This window comes from Paenibacillus sp. LjRoot56, from assembly GCF_964253335.1.
In the GTDB taxonomy this organism is placed as follows: domain Bacteria; phylum Bacillota; class Bacilli; order Paenibacillales; family NBRC-103111; genus Paenibacillus_E; species Paenibacillus_E allorhizoplanae.
Map to the genome: position 1 here is coordinate 468,311 of NZ_CAXURV020000001.1, position 20,700 is coordinate 489,010.

Annotated in this window: 15 protein-coding genes and 1 riboswitch; of the genes, 11 read left to right on the forward strand and 4 right to left on the reverse strand. The window is 49.3% G+C overall.

The window, feature by feature from the left end:
* Positions 1-28 precede the first annotated feature (28 nt).
* The 7 genes from ACSQ8O_RS02145 (at position 29) to ACSQ8O_RS02175 (ending at position 7,697) form a co-directional block, all read left to right on the forward strand.
* A complete protein-coding gene (locus tag ACSQ8O_RS02145) occupies positions 29-1,867 on the forward strand; it encodes a sensor histidine kinase (protein ID WP_436240283.1) in 1,839 nt (612 codons plus the stop codon).
* A gap of 9 nt (positions 1,868-1,876) precedes the next feature.
* A complete protein-coding gene (locus tag ACSQ8O_RS02150; RefSeq protein ID WP_236292575.1) occupies positions 1,877-3,073 on the forward strand; it encodes a response regulator in 1,197 nt (398 codons plus the stop codon).
* 158 nt (positions 3,074-3,231) lie between these two features.
* A complete protein-coding gene (locus ACSQ8O_RS02155; protein WP_436240284.1) occupies positions 3,232-3,771 on the forward strand; it encodes a C40 family peptidase in 540 nt (179 codons plus the stop codon).
* A gap of 83 nt (positions 3,772-3,854) precedes the next feature.
* The gene (locus tag ACSQ8O_RS02160) at positions 3,855-4,253 is read left to right on the forward strand and encodes an HAD family hydrolase (RefSeq protein ID WP_436240285.1); all 399 of its coding nucleotides are present in this window, start codon (positions 3,855-3,857) and stop codon (positions 4,251-4,253) included.
* A gap of 12 nt (positions 4,254-4,265) precedes the next feature.
* Positions 4,266-4,484: a helix-turn-helix domain-containing protein gene (locus ACSQ8O_RS02165; RefSeq protein ID WP_236292573.1), complete on the forward strand. Its 219-nt coding sequence runs from the start codon at positions 4,266-4,268 to the stop codon at positions 4,482-4,484.
* A gap of 169 nt (positions 4,485-4,653) precedes the next feature.
* Entirely contained in the window at positions 4,654-4,854 is a 201-nt protein-coding gene (locus tag ACSQ8O_RS02170) for a cold-shock protein (protein WP_028555213.1), read from the forward strand.
* A gap of 185 nt (positions 4,855-5,039) precedes the next feature.
* Complete coding sequence (locus ACSQ8O_RS02175) at positions 5,040-7,697, forward strand: SLC13 family permease (RefSeq protein WP_436240286.1); 2,658 nt, start codon at positions 5,040-5,042, stop codon at positions 7,695-7,697.
* A 344-nt stretch (positions 7,698-8,041) separates the two neighbouring features.
* On the opposite strand, the gene ACSQ8O_RS02180 is transcribed toward ACSQ8O_RS02175, so the two are convergent.
* From ACSQ8O_RS02180 to ACSQ8O_RS02190, 3 genes are all read right to left on the reverse strand, one after another.
* The gene (locus ACSQ8O_RS02180) at positions 8,042-9,376 is read right to left on the reverse strand and encodes a 5'-deoxyadenosine deaminase (RefSeq protein ID WP_436240287.1); all 1,335 of its coding nucleotides are present in this window, start codon (positions 9,374-9,376) and stop codon (positions 8,042-8,044) included.
* A gap of 74 nt (positions 9,377-9,450) precedes the next feature.
* Positions 9,451-9,550, reverse strand: a riboswitch (purine riboswitch).
* 126 nt (positions 9,551-9,676) lie between these two features.
* Positions 9,677-11,749: a multicopper oxidase family protein gene (locus tag ACSQ8O_RS02185; protein WP_436240288.1), complete on the reverse strand. Its 2,073-nt coding sequence runs from the start codon at positions 11,747-11,749 to the stop codon at positions 9,677-9,679.
* Between the two features lie 24 nt (positions 11,750-11,773).
* Complete coding sequence (locus tag ACSQ8O_RS02190; protein WP_436240289.1) at positions 11,774-13,882, reverse strand: multicopper oxidase family protein; 2,109 nt, start codon at positions 13,880-13,882, stop codon at positions 11,774-11,776.
* A 308-nt stretch (positions 13,883-14,190) separates the two neighbouring features.
* Between ACSQ8O_RS02190 and ACSQ8O_RS02195 the strand changes: the two genes are divergently transcribed.
* The 4 genes from ACSQ8O_RS02195 (at position 14,191) to ACSQ8O_RS02210 (ending at position 19,298) form a co-directional block, all read left to right on the forward strand.
* Entirely contained in the window at positions 14,191-14,391 is a 201-nt protein-coding gene (locus ACSQ8O_RS02195; RefSeq protein WP_056622333.1) for a cold-shock protein, read from the forward strand.
* A gap of 92 nt (positions 14,392-14,483) precedes the next feature.
* Positions 14,484-14,711 (forward strand): cold-shock protein, encoded by a 228-nt coding sequence (locus ACSQ8O_RS02200; RefSeq protein WP_056622331.1) that lies wholly within the window; start codon positions 14,484-14,486, stop codon positions 14,709-14,711.
* Between the two features lie 127 nt (positions 14,712-14,838).
* The gene (locus tag ACSQ8O_RS02205) at positions 14,839-16,269 is read left to right on the forward strand and encodes a M23 family metallopeptidase (RefSeq protein ID WP_436240290.1); all 1,431 of its coding nucleotides are present in this window, start codon (positions 14,839-14,841) and stop codon (positions 16,267-16,269) included.
* A 698-nt stretch (positions 16,270-16,967) separates the two neighbouring features.
* Positions 16,968-19,298, forward strand: a complete 2,331-nt coding sequence (locus tag ACSQ8O_RS02210; RefSeq protein ID WP_436240291.1) for an ATP-dependent DNA helicase — start codon at positions 16,968-16,970, stop codon at positions 19,296-19,298.
* A 69-nt stretch (positions 19,299-19,367) separates the two neighbouring features.
* Here ACSQ8O_RS02210 and ACSQ8O_RS02215 read toward each other — a convergent pair whose 3' ends face one another.
* Entirely contained in the window at positions 19,368-20,531 is a 1,164-nt protein-coding gene (locus ACSQ8O_RS02215; RefSeq protein ID WP_436240292.1) for an iron-containing alcohol dehydrogenase, read from the reverse strand.
* Between the last annotated feature and the right edge of the window lie 169 nt (positions 20,532-20,700).

Here is a 20,700-nt window from a genome sequence, read left to right on the forward strand (position 1 = left end):
CGCGTAACGAAAGGGGATGAGAAATCACGTGACACGAGGCTTTAATTCCATTCATAACCGGCTATTCTTACTATTTACGACCTCTATGCTAGTCCTCGTGGTGTTAGTCAGCGTCTTATATTATCAGAGGACGACACAAATCATACATAGCAAAATCAGCGATTTAGCACAGAAAAATATTTCACAAACCGTAGGTTTATTTGATTTGCTGTTACAAGGTTACGATAGTGTTACGAAATCATTGAATAGTAATTATGAAATGCTTCGCTTAATACAAGACCGAGATACGAATCCCGATCTGGCAGCGAGTATATTCAATGAGCGAACGATAACGAATATTTTGGGAGCCATTTATTACTCGCGTGATGATATCATCGGTATTCATGTGATTACGAATGCAGGCAAAAACTATAACTATGAGCGCGGCTTCGACAGTGTAATCAATACCAATTATTCTTCTGCGACCTGGTATCAGAAGCTGCAGGATTCTTCAGGTGAGATGGTTTGGTTAGGGCTGGTGGAAGGATCGGTTATTAATCAGTTTCAGCGAGCACCGCTCTTCGTATTTGGCAGGAAGCTGTATGATCTTACAGACCACCGTGTAATCGGTGTTATGTTGATCGAAACAAATCCACAACCAATCTTAGCCGCACTCTCGAACGTGACGATCAGCCCGAACAGTCGGGTATATATCGTAGATCGAGAAAATCATATGATTGCGACGACGGCCGAAGACAAGAAAACCGTTCCATCGTTCAGCGGCCTTCCTCGCCCTGTTGAGAATGAAATCATTATTGATGATCGTACCGATCAGTTAATTGTTGCAGCGAAAGCGAAAATGTCGGACTGGACCGTATTCGGTTTAACCCCAAAAGGGGATATTAATGCTGAAGTTGTCAAAACGAGAGAATACTTATACGTCGTTGTCGTGGTCCTTATTATTTTATCTACCGCGTTGGCCAGTTTGATTTCGCGAAATATTGCTTCCCCGTTAAAGCTGTTGATTCGTGAGATGAAACAAGTAGAGATGGGGAATTTCAAAGGCTCGGTGACAGTTAGATCTTTCGAGGAAATTAACTCACTCGTCTCCTCCTTTAATCGCATGGTGAATCGGATGGACGAGTTGATTGAACGGATAACACTGGCTTCTATGAGTGAGAAGAATGCTGAACTCCAGGCCCTGCAGTCACAGGTAAACCCTCATTTCCTTTATAACACCTTGGATATGATTTATTGGATGCTAGATGAGCGAGAGAATGATCGACTAGGCAGAGTCATTCTAGCCTTGTCTCACATGTTTAGATACAGCAGTGATTGGCAAGAGGCTTCGAAGACGACACTCCAGCAAGAGCTGGATCAAATGCGTCATTATATGACGATTATTGAGAATCGCTTAGAGGGAAGAGTACGAACAGAGATCGATATTAATCCGGAGTGGATGGATGTTGTTTTGCCCAAAATGACCTTGCAGCCCATTATCGAAAATGCGGTGAAGTATGGTCTGGAGCCTTTGCGAGAGCCAGGCGTGCTTCGCGTATTCGCCCAAGTGCAAGAGCAGGAATTGCATATTGTGATCTCTGATAATGGTGTAGGGATTGAGGAAGAGCTTCTTCGTCAGATGCAGGACAGACTGATCGAGGATGCGCTCATGATAGGTGATCCGTATACGTATAAAGCGGGCAATACGATAGGTGACTTGGCTCCCATTGAGGGCAGCAAAACAACACGAAGAGGGATTGGTCTTACCAATGTTCATCGACGTATTGTCTTACTGTTTGGAGAGGCTTATGGACTTCGGATACAAAGTAAACAAGAGGTAGGAACTACGGTTATCATTGCGATGCCGCTTCCTCGTAAGGGGGTATAACAGACCATCATGGATATTCTTATTGTCGATGACGAAACCATTATTCTGCAAGGCATTCAGCGCACGCTTCAGAATCGCTTTCCTGAGCACACGATCCACTTAGCCTCGAATGCAGAGCAAGCCATCAGTATCCTTCGCAGTCAGACGATTCATATTGTGCTAACGGACATTCTGATGCCGGGGATGACAGGGCTTGAGCTCATGAATATGTCACGCAGTCGCCATCCCCATGTGAAGTGGGTCGTAATTTCGGCTTATTCGGAGTTTTCTTATGCACAAGAAGCTGTACGCCTTGGTGCCAAGGACTATTTGCTGAAACCGATTGGCAAAGAAGTGTTGAGCGAAATGATTAGGAAGCTGAGCGAGGAGATCGCCCATGATACCGAACTGATCGAGGAAGCAGAGCTGCTCAAGACGAATCGCAAATATCTGCAAGAAGCTGTGTTCCAGCGCTGGGTGCAAGGTTTGGATACGGGGCGGATTGATATGGGGCCATTCGTGGAGCAGCATCCTTATTTCTATTTGATTATGGTCAAAATGGAGACAGATAAGGCCGTTTTCTTGGAAAATTTCATTATCGAGAACGTCTTGTTGGAGCTGATCGAACGCTATGGCAAGGGTTTCGTGACGGTTCACGACAGCAAAAGCTTGCTCGGACTTGTGACCCCTCCCGAGGGAACGAGTATCGCACAGCTCATTGAGGAGCTTCGCAGCCATCTTATTAAATATTTGAAGGTCCCGTTCCAGATCATGTCAACGGAACGGATCGAGCAGTTCCAATCCGTACCCGCGGAGGTACAGCGGATGCGGCAAGCGTCCACGACACAGGTCTATGAGCATCACGCCAGCGGCAGTGATCGTTCTGTCGAAGTGGCTTTGCAATACATGCGCACGCACTATCAAGACGACCTTTCACTTGAGAAAGTGGCTTCGATCGTGTATTTGAACCCTGTTTACTTTAGCCAGTTGTTTAAACAGAAGACGGGGCAAGGGTTCAAGGATTTCGTGATTAACTTGCGGCTGGAGCAGGCGAAGCAGCTGCTGCAGAATCCAAAGATGAAGCTGGCGGACGTTGCTGAACGCATCGGTTATCAAGATATGAGGCATTTCTCTCAAGTGTTTAAGAAGAAATATGGTGTGACCCCGTCAGAGTTTCGGCAGGAACATACTGGCGATAAAGCGGATTCATTGGTGTCAAGAGATTGAGTCTCATCGAATTCTCATGGAATTCTCAGAATAGTGTCTACGATTAGGCGTGACGCGACTTTCCTCCTTTTTTGTTAAATATTAGGTTATTTGGCATGTGCTATGGTAGTAGCAGGTCCAACTAACTTAGATTTTCATATCAAAGGAGGAAATCAATCATGATTTTTGTGAAGAAGAACCGCCTTACTCATTCTGTTCTAGGTTTAAGTCTGTCCATGTTAGTCGCAGGAACTGCGTTGCTAAGCCCGCAAGCGGCCTCTGCTGCTACTACAACGACGAATTCAACCGTAGCTGCCGCGACAGCGACAGCCATGAGCACGTCCCGTGCAGACCGCATTGTGCGTACAGCGAAGTCGTACATCGGAGATGTGACTTACCGATATGGTACTAGAAATACTAGCCGTCTAATCCTGGACTGCTCTGCCTATACGCAACTTGTTTTTAGCAAAAATGGTATCAAGCTTCCATGGGGCTCCCAAGCGCAAGCGAAGCTAGGAACTCGGGTCTCCAAGAAGACAAGCCTAAGCAAGGGCGACCTCGTCATGTTCAGTACATCGACACCAGGCCGGATTAATCATGTAGGTATCTATATCGGTAATGGGCAGTTTATCAGTAATACAGCAAGCTCAGGTGTCGTTATACGTTCCATGACCTCAGGCTATTGGAAAGACCGTTTTATTATGGGGCGCCATTTATAATAAACATCCGACATATTGACCACAACTCCCTTCGGGTGGTATATAGTAGAAAACTATAACCATGTTAAGGGAGATTAGATACAATGACATTAAAGCTAGCTTTCGAAGCTGTGAAGAAGTTCCATGAAACGTTCGAGCACCCAGTGGGCGCATCACCACAGCGCCTATCTGCTCAGCGTAAAGCCGCGCGTCTGGCATGGATGCAAGAAGAGCTCAATGAGTTTGAAGAAGCAGCTACGCTAGAAGATGAAGTAGATGCGATGATTGATGAATTGTATTTTGTACTAGGGACACTTGTTGAAATGGGAGTAGAGCCTGGACCGATTTTTGATATTGTTCAGCATGCGAATATGTCCAAGGTTTGGCCCGATGGGAAGGTTCATAAGAATGAAATGGGCAAAACCATCAAGCCGCCGGACTGGGAAGACCCATTCGACAAAATTAGAACTGAAATTCAAAAACAAAAAAATAAAGAAAGTTGAGGTGAGGCGAGCATGGCCTTCCACAAACGGCTCAAAGAGCTGAGGCAACAGCAAAATCTCACATTACGTAAGCTCGGCGAGAAAGCGGGGATCAGTTATTCCATCCTAAATTCTATCGAAAATGGTCGAATCATCCCGTCGAAAGATGTCGCATTAGCACTAGCTATAGCACTTAAAATTGACGATAGGGAAGCGTTCGTTGCTTTAGCAATAAATCCCTCTCAGGTATAATTGCAATACCTAATATAGTGTGGTACAGTATTAATAGTCTTAAAGGGAAAACCTGAATTGCGTATTGCAAAGGGTTATCATTTAAGTAAATGAAACCTTTTCCAATGTGTAATTTTTTTGTTCGAAACAAGAAAAAAGACATGTTAATAAAACTTTGGAGGTATTACCCATGGCAGTAGGAACAGTTAAATGGTTTAACGCAGAAAAAGGATTTGGATTTATCGAAGTTGAAGGTGGAAACGATGTATTCGTACATTTCTCCGCAATCACTGGCGAAGGTTTCAAATCTTTGGATGAAGGCCAACGCGTTGAGTTCAACGTAGTTCAAGGCAACCGCGGACCACAAGCTGAGAACGTTGTAAAACTGTAAGCTTCAGCTTGCACATATAGCATTCTCTAGAAAGACCCTTAACTTCGTTAAGGGTCTTTCTTTTTTGCGTTTGGGAGGCTGCCAGCAATTTGTGTAGACAAATTTGTCGTACCAAGCGTACAGTATTCTTGGAGTTAATAGCTTAGAGAATAGTCATAGCATCGTGCAAGGAGAGTAGATCATTCGTGGCGATTAAAGAAATGGAGATGTTTAAGGACTTCTCTAACATAGAGTTAGCCAAGCTTCTGGGCAAATTAGACAAGGTGAAAGGGCAAGCGGGAGATATGCTGTTCGAGCAAGGTGATCCTGGTGATAGCATGTATCTGATCGAGAGCGGCAGAGTCGAGCTGTTCTCTCAGAAGCAAGATGGTACACGCCAGTCGCTCGCAAGCTTACAGGATGGGGATACGCTCGGGGAAATGGCACTGTTAACGAACGAGCCCAGATCGGCAACGGCCATCATAGCTGCAGAAAGCGTTCTCTACTATATTGATCGAGAGACCTTCGATCGGTTAGTGATCGAGCAACCGCAGATTTCTTCCTATTTCATTCGGCTGCTTTCGCAACGGTTGGTATCAACCAATGGTCGGTTACAAGCCTCCAAGGAAGCGAAAGCGCAATGGGTACTGCATGAGGTGGAGTTACTACCGGCGTTGTTGCGGGATTTCCTTTTCGCGTGTGCTTGCTTGCCAAGTGTGCGCGATGGTCTGCTTAAGCATCTCTTTGGTATGGCCATAGAAGAAGCTAATCAGGCTTACGCTGCTCTAGGACGGTTCGTCCAGCAGGACGTGGAGCGGGATTCCGTTCACATGCGGCCCGAAATCGCTCGTGTCCTGCTCGACATTCTGCCACAGCGATATGGTGAGCGTCAGCAGCAGCTGTGGGTGGATCAGGCTTTGGATTACTATCGGACCGAAGGTGATTGGGCGTCGATGGTTGAGGTCTATGCTGCGCGCAATGAATGGGAGCTGGCGCTGGATGTGGCGGCTATTGCCGCGGGTGAATTGGCGGAGCCCGGGCACGTAAAGGCAGCAGAAGCTGCCCTGGCTGAGTCTGAGCGGCAGCAACAGGTGATCAGCCAAGCGCTTCGGCGTTGCCCGGACGAGCTGCTCGTCGAGCGCTACGCGGTCTTGTGGGCTTATGTCCGCTACTGCGTGGAACACGCGCCTGAAGCGGGCTTGGCCATCGTAGAGGCGGCGCTGGATCAGCGAGGTGCCGCTTATTCGGCGCAGCAGCTCACCACCGTCTACGAGTGGGGTGCTGATCTGTGCCGCAAGCTGGGGCGCAACCAGCTTGCGCTGGAATATTTGCAGCTCGCGGAATCAACCGCGCTGTCGGGATCGGGGTCGACCAAGCGCAGCGGTGACCAAAGCTTCGGTCTGGCCAAGCAGATGCTGGCCAGAAGCAAGAGCGAGCGCCTCGCCGCAGGCGCGGGGCGGCTCGGTGACCGCAGCCGCTGGCTAGGCCTAGCGGCTGTCATCCTGGCCGTGGCCTCCGTGCTCGGCTTCCACATCGCCGAACCCGTCGCGGGGCTGTCCCGCCACGGCATGGACTTCATCGGGATCGGCTTAGCCGCCGTGATCCTCTGGATCGTGAACATCATGCCCGACTACATCGTAGCCTTGGGCATGGCCATGCTCTGGGTGCTCGGCGGACTCGTCGAGCCGGAGGTAGCCTTGTCGGGCTTCGCCTCGCCGACATGGCTGTACATGATCTTCATCATGGCGATGAGCGCCGTGATTACGAAGTCGGGCTTCTTATACCGCTTCTCCCTTCATGCCCTTAAGCGCTTCCCCGCGAACTATCGCGGGCAGCTGTGGGGCATCGTGGCTGGAGGTATCATGCTTAACCCCATGATCCCTTCCTCCTCAGCGAAGGTATCACTCGGGGGGCCGATTGCCCAAACACTGTCCGAATCCATGGGCTTCGGAGCGCGCAGTCACGGCGCAGCGGGCTTAGGTCTTACCGCTATGCTCTTCTACGGCTTCACAGCGCCGTTCGTGCTCACAGGCTCGTACACGAACGTACTGGCCTTCGGATTGGTCACCAGCGCTTCGCCTGTGAACTGGATTCAATGGTTTATCTATGCCTTGCCGGCATTTATTATATTTAGCAGCGTGCTGCTCGCCATCATCTTCATCATGTTCCGCAAAACAGCGTCGGCCAAGCCGATTGCTGCGGATGTTCTGGATCAACAGCTGAGACTGCTGGGCCCCCTAACGCGGGAAGAGCGCATTGCTGTCATCACCGTCCTAAGCTGTATCATTATGCTGGTACTGCAGCCGCTCCATGGCATCGACAGCGCTTGGATTATGCTGATCGGTTTTGCCGTACTCGTCATCAGCGGCGTGTTGGACCGCAAAACCATTTCAACCGGCATCGATTGGACATTTCTGCTGTTTCTTGGCGTAGCCTTCAGCTTCTCGGCAGCCGCCAACGAGCTTGGACTTGTCGAAGCCTTGTCATCATTCCTAGGCCAGCATATGGGCGTTTTCGTAACGTCGCCGTTCTTCTTCTTGGCCGCGGTTATCGTGCTCTCGTTCATCGTTACGTTGATCGTCCGGGACGATCCCGCTGTTATTTTACTGGTCACGGCACTCCTGCCGCTGGCCGATCAAGCGGGTGTGCATCCATGGATCCTCGTATTCGTGGTACTATTATCAACAGACCCATTCTTTTTCGCTTATCAATCGCCGACGTATTTGACGGCTTACTATAGTTCCGAAGGGAAAGCGTTTAGCCATCGACAAGGCCAGAAGGTTGCATTTGCATACGGATTAGCCGTGTTGCTGCTTGCACTTCTGTGTGTGCCTTATTGGAAGTGGTTGGGGTTGATTCATTAGGCATCAAATTTAACTGTAAAACATGTAGGTATTTTCTTGTAAAACTAGCTGAAAGGCGAGTTAGATGGAAAACCTCCATCTAATTTCACGTGAATTGCTTCTTTTTCCGAAATCTGCCGAAATTAACTGTATATTATCCATTTACTTCCTATTTGTAGGTGATTTCGAGATAAATAACTGTATATTCTACTTGTATTGCTGGGACGGAAGGGCAAATTTGTAGTGGTTGGGGTACTTTTGTTTTGTGTGTTGAAAAAGCGGTCAGCCTGCAAAAATGAAATACCCCCAACAATCCTACGCAAATAGGAGGATTTGTTGGGGGTATTTGAGCTGCGCGATAAAAACTAGCGCAGATTCGCTCTCTTCAACAACCGTTGAATCGAACGGTTCGCTTCAGGCAGGACGATGTCCTTATCAACCGTCCGCAGGATGCGGTTTTCCATGACGATCCGACCATTGATAATGGTCGTTTCGACGTCAGCACGCGTCGCCGAGTAGACGATGCGTGAAATCGGATCCACGTCGTAGGACGGATACGTGTGGAAGTTGTTGAGATCGAGGATCGCGAGGTCGGCTTTCTTGCCGACTTCTAAAGAGCCGATCTCATCAGCCATGCCCACGGCGCGAGCGCCTCCGATGGTCGCCATGCGGAACACCGTCTGCGCGTTCATTGCCGTCGGTCCGTGCACGGGCTTTTGGATGAGCGCAGCGAGCCGCATCTCGTTGAACATATCGAGATTGTTGTTGCACGGCGCACCATCTGCCCCTAGGCTAACCGAGATGTCCAGCTTGAGCATCTCAGGCGTCTCGGCGATCCCTGAAGCCAGCTTCAGGTTGGAGCCAGGGCAGTGGCTGACATGCACGCCTCGCTCGTGGATGATGCGTTTCTCTTGCTCATCGAGCCAGATGCAGTGTGCCAAGATCAATCGCTCATTCGCTAAGCCGAGATGATCGAGGTAAACAACGTTGCGCATGCCCGTTTCCGCTTGCACGATCTCGATTTCTCCGAGATTTTCAGAAGCATGCGTGTGGACTTTCACGTTGTACTGTTCGGACAAATTGCGAACCTCGCGCAGCAGCTCTTCCGTGCAGGAGATAACAAAACGCGGTGAGAACGCGTACTGGATACGACCATCGTCGTGCCCGTTCCATTTTTCCAGTAAATCAACGCTTTGTTGCAGCGATTCCGTTGTATTCTCTTGCAAAGCGAAAGGAACTTCGTCCCCTTTGTCCATCATCACTTTGCCCGACAATGCCCGAATGCCGCTCTCAGCAATGGCCTGAAAAGCAAAATCCGTATGGTGCACGGTCTCCATATCCACGATTGTTGTGGTGCCGCTTTGAATCAGTTCACCAATGCCGAGCATCGCTGAATAGTAAATCGACTCCTCATCATGGGAGGCTTCAAGTGGCCAAATTCGCTTTTTTAACCAATCCATAAGTTCGAGATCGTCCCCTTTACCACGGAACAACGTCTGGCATAGGTGAATGTGCGTCTGAATGAAGCCTGGAATGATCGTGCGATTCTTGGCGTTGATGACTTTATCTGCATGTGTAGGGTTCAAATCGGGCCCGATCGCGGTAATGCGATCATTTTCGATTAGAATATCCCCCGTTATGATGTCGCCGCTCCGATTCATGGTCACGATCTGAGCATCTTTAATTAAAATCGTTGTCATCGATCAAAACCTCCTACTCCCCTAATATATGAAAATGTAGGCACAAAAAAACTAGCCATGAAAAATATGCCTGTTCCTCAGTGCACATTTTTCGTAGCTAGAAATTTACGGTTTCTAAGTAGAGACCCTTAATCCAATTATTAAGGTTATACGAAAGAGGTCATATGCAATTTGTCGTGCCTTCCTCTTTTAGAGTAAACTGCCAATGTATATTTTGTCAACTGTGTGTGAGTTAATGTAACATGCCCTCCCTCTTTTTTGAAAAAACGGCTTCCAATCTTGTCGAAATGGTGAATGCCGTCACTCTGGATGGTTCGATGTTGCCTTTCCTACGGAATATGGCGTTGTAATCCCCTCATACATCAAATGCATAGTCATTCCGGCCATTGCATGCTGCAAATTGTGGCAATGGTCCATCCACAGGCCTGGATTATCCGCGACAAAAGCAATCTCGTACGTCTCCCCTGCGGCAACGTTCAATGTATCCACCCACCAGGGACTTCCGGTTGAAGGCTGCCCGTTACGGCTCAGCACCAACATGTGGTGTCCGTGCAAATGCATGGGATGACTTGCGCTGCTATGATTCACGATCGTCGTTTTCACTTTGTCGCCTTCCTCCACCATCAACATGGGTGTATCAGGAAAAAGTTTTCCGTTGATCGTAAACGAATAGGCGAATCTTCCGTCGAATAAGCCCAATCGTTTATCTAAAATAAGCTGGAATTCACGATCATAATGTCCTGTGAACGCGGCAACAGCTTTGGCAGCGGGGCTGCCATACGTTAGCGGATCCCAGATATCTCCTCGCTGACTCATCGCTTCGCTGAAATCCCCATCTCTACCGTCTGGACTCATTACCAAGGCAGCGTGGCTCCCTCCTCTTTTCTCGGACTGTGGACCTAGAAGTACTTGTCCTTCTGGCATCGTAAACGTCACGTCATAACGCCCGCCAGCAGCGAGGAGCAGATCTTTCCCTACTAGGTCTGTGGGCCCGTTAAGGTCTGTTCCATCGATGGCGGCCACTTGAAATGTTGTCCCTATCAATTTGAATATCAGGGGAGAATTATCTGTATTCAGTAGCCGTAAGCGAACCGGCGTACCCGTTGCAATCTGCCGGATTTCCCGCGTATCGGAAGTTCCGAAGGAGATCGTGTTCGATGTGCCATCCACAGTCGTATAGGTGTGTGCAACAATCGGGATATCTAGTTCATTAGGCTTAATTGTAGTCGAAGCCGCAATGGGCTCAACAAGTAACGATCCGAACAATCCTTTACCAGCCTCTACATACGATTGTTGGTGCGAATGGTACCAATACGTGCCAGCGTCACTGGCAATGAATCGGTACACATGGGTTTGGCCTGGCATGACGGCATTTTGTGTCACACCAGCCACGCCATCTTCTGCATTGGGGACGTCAAGACCGTGCCAATGCAGCGTTACGCCATCGGCGATATCGTCATTCACCAACGTGACTTCTACCAATTGACCTTGCTTCACGTGCAGCTCTGGACCTGGCAGTTGGCCGTTAAACGTCCAAGCTTCCACCTGCTTGCCAGAGCTAAGCGCCACCGTTTTCTTGCTGGCCGTGAGCGTAAACCGCTGATCCGGCATCCTCTCGCGGGGACCCGTCAGCGTCGCCACGCTCGTTCCGCCCACGCCGTAGTCCACGACCCCCGCCGCCATGTTCATTTCGGCGGGCAAACGGCTGATCTGGCTAGCTGCGCTCAGCCAGATCACTAACCCCGCCGCCGCCGCTAGGACACCGGCGGCGGCGCGCACTACCCGCACCCCGAACCGTGGCTTCGTCCACGTGGGGCTGCGCATGGCCTGGTATCGGCGGTGCAGCCGATACCCCTGCACGGAAGTGACGGCTGCGGCAAGCAGCGCTGGCACGACAATCATCTTCACCGGCAGCGGAACCGCGGTGAAGAAGGTGTAAAAGAACACGGTCATCGCGCTCAGCATGACCGCTTGCACCGGCAGCGCCACCGCGATATGCGCGGCGCTCACCCGCATTTCCGCAGGTAGGTCTTCGCCCTGCGGCCCACCCTCTGTCCGTGCTAATCGCCACAGCCTCGGCACGGACCACACCAGCGTCGCCAGCGCTGGAGCGACGAACAACCCCAGCTCCAGCCCCAGCTTTACCTGCATGGCTGGCCAACCTGTCGGCCATGAGCTGAGTATGATCGTGGCTTTAACCAGTGCAAGTATCTCACCTAGCAGAATGAGGGTGAGTAGCCCCCAAGACCTGCGGCGAAGCTGCTTTTTCCTCGAACTATAGGACAAACGGCTGCTCCAATAGGCTGCGATGGACCACAAAAAAAGAAGGCCGAGGGAACTAAATCCCGCGGTGCCAAATAGATCTTCTGTCATGTGTATAGTTCCCCCGTTCAATCATTATTCCGGATGATTCTGTGTACCACTTCCAACCGAAAATGGCGTTGTAACGCCTTCATACATCAAATGCATCGACATTCCCGCGGCAGCGTGCACAAGGTTATGGCAGTGATCCATCCATAGTCCAGGATTATTCGCAACGAAAGCGACCTCATATGTTTCGCCTGGCTGAACATCTAGCGTATCCGACCACCAAGGACTCCCGATGGAAGGCTTACCATTGCGTGAAAGGACCAGCACATGATGACCATGCAAATGCATCGGATGCTCGACATTTCCACGATTAATGAACGTCGTTTTAACCAGATCCCCTTCCTTCACCATGAACATCGGCGCATCTGGGAACACTTTTCCATTCAACGTATAAAGGAAATCGAAATTTCTGTTATAGAAACCTAGTTTATTATCTAAAATCAGTGTGAAATCTCGATCAAATTTGCTATCCGCATCAAAAGGTGTGGCCTTCGGACTGCCATACGAAAGCGGATCGAAAGCTACGGTTTGCGGCAGCTCAGGAACGTTCCCTTGGCCATCAGCTGACAGGAAAATTCCTCCTTTTTTATTCGTTCCCACACTTAAATATACAGGATGATCCGGCATAACAAATGTAAGATCAAATCGCCCGCCAGTTGGCACAATGACACGTGTATTGGTCAAGAGATCCGGCTTATTCAAATCTGTCCCATCGATAGCAGCCACTTCAAAAGGAGTACCCACTAGTGTATAGGTTTGATTGACCCAATCATCTGTGTTGATGAGTCGCATCCGGACAGGCGTCCCAGGAGCAACTGCTTGACGATCTAGTTCATCATTTGCGCCAATAGCGAACGTATTCTTCCAACGATGGGTCATAACCGTGATATCTTTGAACGGAATTGTAAATGTTGTTGTATCTGCAACCTCTTTCGGTTCCACAATCAACGCTCCGAAAAGCCCCATACTCACTGCTTTTTGTGAATCCTGATGGGAATGGTACCAGAAGCTGCCCACCTGTTCGGCGCGGAAACGGTACGTGTAAGTTTCACCGGGCATTACCGCATTTTGCGTAGCCCCAGCGACGCCGTCTTCGGCATTAGGTACATCTAAACCGTGCCAATGGGCGGTAACACCAACATCAATATCTTCGTTCGTTAGCGTGACTTCAATGAGTTCGCCTTCTTTCATACGAAGCTCAGGTCCAGGGATTTGACCGTTATAGGTCCAAGCATCCACCGTTTTGCCAGAGCTGAGTGTGACGGTTTTTTTCTGCGCTACGAGTGTAAAATGACGATCCGGCGTGCCTTCTTTCGGGCCCGTTAGGTCGGCCACTGATACCATGCCTGCCATATTGGACATAGCGGTCATGTCATGACCAGCATGCTCGCTTACCGCTCCGCCGCCGTAATCATGCGTTCCGCTGGCCATGTCGATCTCGGCTGGCAGTACGCTTTTGTCCATGGCGAATGTAATTAAATAAAAGCCGATACCAGCGGTCACGATGAGAACGCCCATCATGGCACCAAAGCGCGCCAATAGGCGAGGTGCTTGATAGTTAGGTGCTTTACGTACCTGCTTGGCACGCAGATCATGTCTCAACCAAAGTCCAGCGGCTAAGACAATAAACACTGCGAGCGGAATAGTGACTTCTAACCAGTGGAAAGGAACTGGAGGTACAAATGAGAAATAGAGTAACGTTACTGCGCTAAGCGCGGTTAATTGGTAAGGAAATATAAGGCCAGGGCTAGCGGCTCTTTGGAACAAAGCAGGCTCAATTGTGGAGCCACTCTCGGTTAAGCTTATCTTGGTTAGAGAGCGAAGCTTCAACAGCTTAGGAACAGCCACGAACCATATGCTCAAAAGCGGAACAACGACTAGCGGTGCTTGCAGGAAGATGCGGTCCTTCCAAAAAATTGGGTCCATGTTCATCTGCAGCCAGACGATGGCAGCTGCAATTGCTCCCGCAGGAAGGATTGGAAACCATGCCCAGAAAAGCAGCTTGCGTGTTTTGCGTTGCAGCTTCTCTAAGCTGCCGCTGTACAATAATCGGGACGCTTTGACGCCTCCGATCCACGTGAAAATGACGAATAAAACACTTGCTGCTAATATCGTTTGAATACTTGCGTTATACACGATTAAAACCCTCCTAGACTCGATACCACAAGTATAGTCCCCCTGCCCTGCGCATCAAACCGTCTGGAGACCAAGGGGCAACCTAGACTAAAGTTGGGGAGCCCTTTTTTTATTTTTATACTTGTAAAGTCTGGAAATAGTTTGCGTTTTCATGAGTGGTGTGTTATGATAAATCCAATCGACAAATAGAACCTGAATTCACATATTGTAAAGGGTTTTCATTTTTGTTAGTGAACCTTATACAATGTGTGAATTTTTTCTCTTTGAAGAATAAAAAACATGTTAATAATTTTTGGAGGTATTTCACAATGGCTACTGGTACAGTAAAATGGTTTAACGCAGAAAAAGGTTTCGGTTTCATCGAAGTTGAAGGCGGCAACGATGTATTCGTTCACTTCTCCGCAATCCAAGGTGAAGGTTTCAAAACTTTGGACGAAGGTCAATCCGTTGAATTCAGCGTAGTTCAAGGTAACCGCGGACCACAAGCAGAAAACGTTGTAAAACTGTAATATAATTAAAAAGACTGCCTTTACTTAAGTAATGGCAGTCTTTTTCAATTTAAAGCTAGCTGACGCTTAGTACACTCTAAGGAGGTTTATCCATGTATTCCAGAAAAAAGTCGCTTGAAGAGATGCCTCTAGAAAATGTGACGGTATGGTCTTGTGAAAATGAAGGCTGTAAAGGCTGGATGCGAGATAATTTTGCATTCGATCACGTGCCGACATGTCATTTATGTCAGTCCACAATGGTTCGAAGTGTCAAGTTACTTCCATTAGTTAATAACACGAATAGTGATCAGAAAACGCTCAAAAAGGGCGTACAAATATAGCGTTATAGAACCCGAAGACATAACTGTCTTCGGGTTTTTTGTGTTACCATAAGAAGGTGAAATCAGAGGACGAAGTCGTCTTAATAACTAGACAACCTGTCGTCATTCAAGGGAGGTAGGAACGTCTGTGAGACCAAGAACAAGGCGTCAATGGCCACTGTTGGTTGGCGCTTGCATCCTAGCTGCTGGTGTGGTCATTTTCGTGGGAGACTCACCATTTGGAACATCGACCTCTTCGAATAAGGAGGTACCAGATATCGTAGTCTCAACACCTGTACCGACCCCAACTCCTCGCGAAGCCTTGGAGTTTCGGATGCTTGATTTCGACCGAGGCTGGGTGAAATACGTGGATGGGATGGCTCAAACTTCGGATGGCGGCGCGCATTGGCAGGAAGTCACTAGTACGGAAGCCCTGCAGACAGATGGGGGAGCGCCTACGGATGGATTGGAAGCGATCACAAAGCTGCTGAGCTTGGAGAGCGGGACTAGGAGTGCGGCGGAAGGCGTATCAGAAGTTTCAGCTACGACGTCCTCAGGAAGCCTGAGCGTGGATATTGTTACGCTGAACGGGACGATGTTTGATGTGAAGCAGTCACAGTTCGTGACGCCGAAGATTGGTTGGGCTCTATTACCAAGCACAACGAATAGTAAAAGCCCACTCGTGCTCACCGTGGATGGTGGACAGAGTTGGATAGATGGTATGACTGAGGACGCGAAAGCAGTCATTCAAGGGGTGAAAGCCCATTTGACACAGCTTAAAGCGGAGGCCTTGCTCTATAAAGATGAAGCGGGCGCCAAAGCAGTCATGGGCGCTAACTGGAAGCTTATACCGGAGCAGGCATCGCCGGGGGACATCGTGCTTGTGCGTCATAAGGAGCCAGGCAGTATTGCTTGGCAGGGCAAAACCTACACACTTCAACCTTATGAAGCGGGATATTTCACGTATTTGCCAATCTCGATGAGTGTGAAGGCAGGCACATATCCGATTGGTGATCAGACGCTGACCATCAAGACGAAGAAGTTCGAGACGCAGTATTTGAAGGTTACTGAGCAAATGGAAAGCATGAAACAGGATACGACGCGTATCAACGCCGATCAGAAGAAGATCGATCTGGCGCGCAGCAAGTCGGAGCCGAGTTTTTTGTTCAGCGGGCCGTTCGTGAAGCCGATCGAGGGGATTTTGACCACGCCGTATGGGTACACCCGTTATGTGAACGGGAAATACGACAGCGCGCATATGGCCCTTGATCTGGCCGCCAAAGAAGGCACGCCGATCAAGGCTACGAACGATGGCGTTGTCGCGCTAGCGGAACTCCTGTATTTGACCGGCAATTCCATCTATATTGACCATGGGATGGGGCTGTTCTCGCAGTACGCGCATCTCTCCGAGCTGCGAGTTAAGCCTGGCGACCGCGTCAAGCAGGGCGACATTATCGGGCTTGTCGGCACAACGGGGTTCTCCACTGGGCCGCATCTGCATTTTACCTTCTGGGCGCATAATATTCAGGCCAATCCGGACTTGTTTTTTAATACAACCCCGTTTCAGTGGGTGAAATGATCGTGAAGTGAGACGGTAACAAGACTAATCACCCCTTCTACGTATGAGTTAGGCTCGGCGTAGAGGGGGTTTTTGGCGTGGGGTTTGTGCATCGCCATCTACTAACGCGTCTGTCACCCCCACCACACGTCACCTTACTTATTCATTTACCACACTCACCACATATCACCCTTACTTATTCATCTACCACACTCACCACGCGTCACGCTTTCCTTATTCATCTACCTCACCCACCATACGTTACTCATTACGTACCCATCTACTTCACTCACCACATGCTCTCTTTACTCTTTCTTCTACTTCACCCACCACACGCCAGCCATCTCACACTCATTCACCTTCTGCCCTACCACACGCAACTAAATGGAAAAACTACATCTAATTTCCCTGTATTCCTTCGAATTTCACGTTTAGATGGAAAATATGTAGTTAATTCGGATGTTATTGATCATTTTCTTTAATATGCTCAAATTTAGATGGATATTTTCCAGCTAGTTAGCTGAATCGTGCTAAAGAGATGAAATTAGCTGTACTAAATCCAGTTATTTTGCGCGGAGGATAGGGAAGGGAGTCAGAGAAGGAGCCTATAAAGGGGGGAACTAGCAAAAGTAGTGAAGTCACATGACAGGGGTTTAGTAGTGTTTCACCGATGCACATGGTATAATAAGGAACAAATGTTCTAAAAATGGAGACGTGGCATGCTACCTGTTGTTCAGATATCAGTTCGTTCGCTTGTGGAATATGTGTTTAGCAGTGGTAGTATTGATACGGGATTTCGGTCGAGTAAGTCATTAAGTGATGGTACAAAGGCACATCAAAGACTGCAAAAGCAATATGGAGAATCCGATCAACGTGAAGTGTATGTATCTGCGGAGATTGCGTATGAGGGGCTTTTATTTGTTATAGATGGGCGTTGTGATGGGCTGCTAACTGGGACTGATGACGGCGGTGTATTAACGGTAGATGAAATCAAATCTACTTCCGGAGATATTGCGCTGATTGAAGAGAATTCGTACCCTGTGCACTGGGCACAGGCGATGTGTTATGCCTACATGATTGCTCATGATCGAGAGCTAGACCAGATGCGAGTTCAGATGACGTATACACAGGTAGATACGGAGGAAACGCGGCATTTTGTGAGGGAAGCTGCTTACGAAGAACTAGAGCGGTTTGTGCATGAGGTGATTCAGAGCTACTATCCGTACGCACAAGTGAAATATGACCATGAGTTGCGCAGAAATCTGAGCATCAAGGAGCTGCAGTTCCCTTTTCCACAGTATCGTGAAGGGCAGCGCAAGCTGGTGGGGGCGGTGTACAAAACTATCCAGGATGGGCACAAGCTATTCGCTAAGGCACCGACAGGCATTGGAAAGACGATGTCGACGCTTTTTCCGTCAGTGAAAGCGATGGGGGAGGGCGTGTTGCAACGGTTTTTTTATTTGACGGCGAAGACGATCACACGCACGGCGGCAGAGGAAGCTTTTTACCTGTTGCAGGACAAGGGCTTGCAGCTACAGGTGGTTACGCTAACCGCGAAGGAGAAAGTGTGTTTGAAGGACGAGGTTAAGTGTACACCGGCACACTGTGAGTTTGCGGACGGCTACTATGATCGGGTGAATGAGGCGGTGCTGGATCTGCTGAGGCAAGAAACGGTGATGACGCGTTCGGTGATTGAGACGTATGCGCGGAAGCATCGCGTGTGTCCATTCGAGTTCTCATTGGATGTGGCCTATGCGGAGGATGCGGTGATTTGTGATTACAATTATATCTTTGACCCGCGTGTGAATTTGAAAAGGCTGTTTGAGGAGCAGAAGCGCAAAACAACGCTCCTTATTGATGAAGCGCATAATCTGGTAGATCGAGCACGGGAGATGTACGCCAGTGAGTTGCATAAATCGGTCTACCTTACGCTGCAGCGGGAGTTCAAAGGTGTGAGTAAAGAGCTGCATGACGCGGCTAAAGCTGTAAATGCCTATTTCATAGCGCTCCGTAAGCAGGTGGGCGATCGTGAGATGATGGTGGAGTCTGGGCTGCCGGAATCGTTATTGGTGCATGTGGAAGCATTTATAGCGATAGCGGAAAAGGAATTAGCGAGATCGGCCGGTGGTACTTCAACGAGTGCGGTACTTTTGGATGCGTATTTTGGTGCGCAAAATTTCATGCGCATTTCGAAGTTGTATGACGAGCGGTATGTGACGCTCGCTGTGAATGACCGGAACGAGGTCAGCGTGAAGCTCGTGTGTTTAGATCCATCTCATCTATTGCGGATGATGGGGAAGGGGTATCGGGCGCATGTGTTTTTCTCGGCGACACTGTCACCTTTGTCCTATTTCATGGACATGTTAGGGGCAGGAGAAGACGATTACTCTGTGACGGTGCCGTCGCCTTTTGAGAAAGAGCAGCTGGAAGTTTTCGTGCAGCCGCTCTCCACCCGTTACCAGGATCGGGAACTCAGTCGTACGCAGATTGCTCGTTCGATCTATGAGCTAGTTATGGGACGAGCGGGGAATTATTTGGTGTTTTTCCCTTCGTATGCATATATGAGCAGTGTGTATGAGGCTTTTACGGATCTTGTCGGTGAGGCGGCGGATACGTCGCACCTCAACATACTCGTTCAGCAGGTCAAAATGACGGAGGAAGAGCGAGAGCACTTTCTATCAGCGTTTCAGGCGGGAGCGGAGATGACGTTAGTGGGGTTTGCGGTGATGGGCGGTATCTTCTCCGAGGGCATTGATCTTGTTGGCGACCGTTTAACGGGCGTCGTTGTTGTGGGTGTTGGCTTGCCACAGCTAGGACCTGAGCGCAATCTGATCAAGGATTACATGGAGCGTACGGGCAAAAACGGCTACGACTATGCCTATGTCTATCCCGGCATGAACAAAGTACAGCAGGCTGGCGGACGGTTAATTCGCTCCGAAACGGATCACGGCGTGCTGCTGCTGATTGACGATCGCTACCTACAGCCGCGTTATCAGCGTCTGCTGCCGGAAGAATGGCGCGACTATAAGGTGCTGCCTGTGCAGCGTTAGGATCTGGACGTAAAAAGCCGCTCCCAAGGTTGATACCTTGGAGAGCGGCTTGTTTATGTGCGCTATGTCTTATAGCGACATCTGATAAATTTTCACGACATCTGCGCGAGTCAGTTTCTGGAAGTTACCGAAATCGCCGTAAATCATGGCTTTATCGGCCATGAGCTCGATGCTGGATTCGTCGATGTTGTAATCAGCCAATCGGCTAGGTGCGCCGATACTGGTGAAGAACGCACGCAATGCCGCGATACCTTCCTCGGCAATTTGCTTATCGGATTTGCCTGCGGCATCGATGCCGAAGACCCGCTGCGCGAACTGCTTGAAGCGTCCCACGTTGGCATCGAGGTTGTGAGTCATCCAGTTCGGGAAGAGAATGGCCAAACCGCCGCCGTGCGGGATATCATGGACAGCGGAAACCGCATGCTCCAGATTGTGCGTCGCCCAATCCCCGCGGATGCCCATGCTTAGCGTGCCATTCAGCGCCATAGTACCGCTGTACAGAATGGTTGCGCGGTGCTCCAGGTTGTTCAGATCCGCTAGCAGAAGAGGAGCCGTGTCGATAACCGTACGCAGAATCGTTTCGCAGAACCCATCCTGCACAGGAGAGTTCGTGCCATGATGGAAGTATTGCTCAAACACGTGAGACATAATATCGACCATGCCGTATACGGTTTGATTTTCAGGCAAGGATGTCGTATGAGCGGGGTCAAGGATAGAGAATTTCGGGAATGAGTATGGACTTCCCCAGCCAAGTTTATCTTGAGTTTCCCAATTTGTAATAACAGAACCGGAGTTCATTTCGGACCCAGTCGCAGCGATTGTCAGCACGGTTGCTAACGGAAGTGCGCCTGTTGCTGCTGCTTTGCGGGTTGCGATATCCCAGAAATCGCCATCGAACTTGGCGCCAACGGCAATGGCTTTCGCGCAATCGATCACACTGCCGCCGCCTACTGCAAGGATGAGATCGATATTGTTGCTACGGCACAGGGCTACGCCACGGTGGACAGTCGTTAATCTCGGATTAGGCTCAACGCCGCTAAGTTCTACGATGGTTGCCTCGAGACCGTGCAAGAGGTTAACGACTTTGTCATAGATACCATTGGCTTTGATGCTGCCTCCGCCATAGACAAGCAAAATATTTTTCCCATACTTCGGTACTTCGGTCGTTAGTTTGTCTAATTGTCCCTGACCGAAATGTAGGGTAGTTGGATTATGGAATGTGAAATTATTCATGATCATACCTCCTCGAACATAACTAGGGAATGATTCCCCTCTTACTATTGTATAGTAACCATCTGACAAATACAAAACTAGCGAGAGGTGTGACCATACTGTACCCGAACCATGTCTGTACCGGAATACATACGGATCGCTGAACTGTCAGATCGACTCTCTCCTTCAA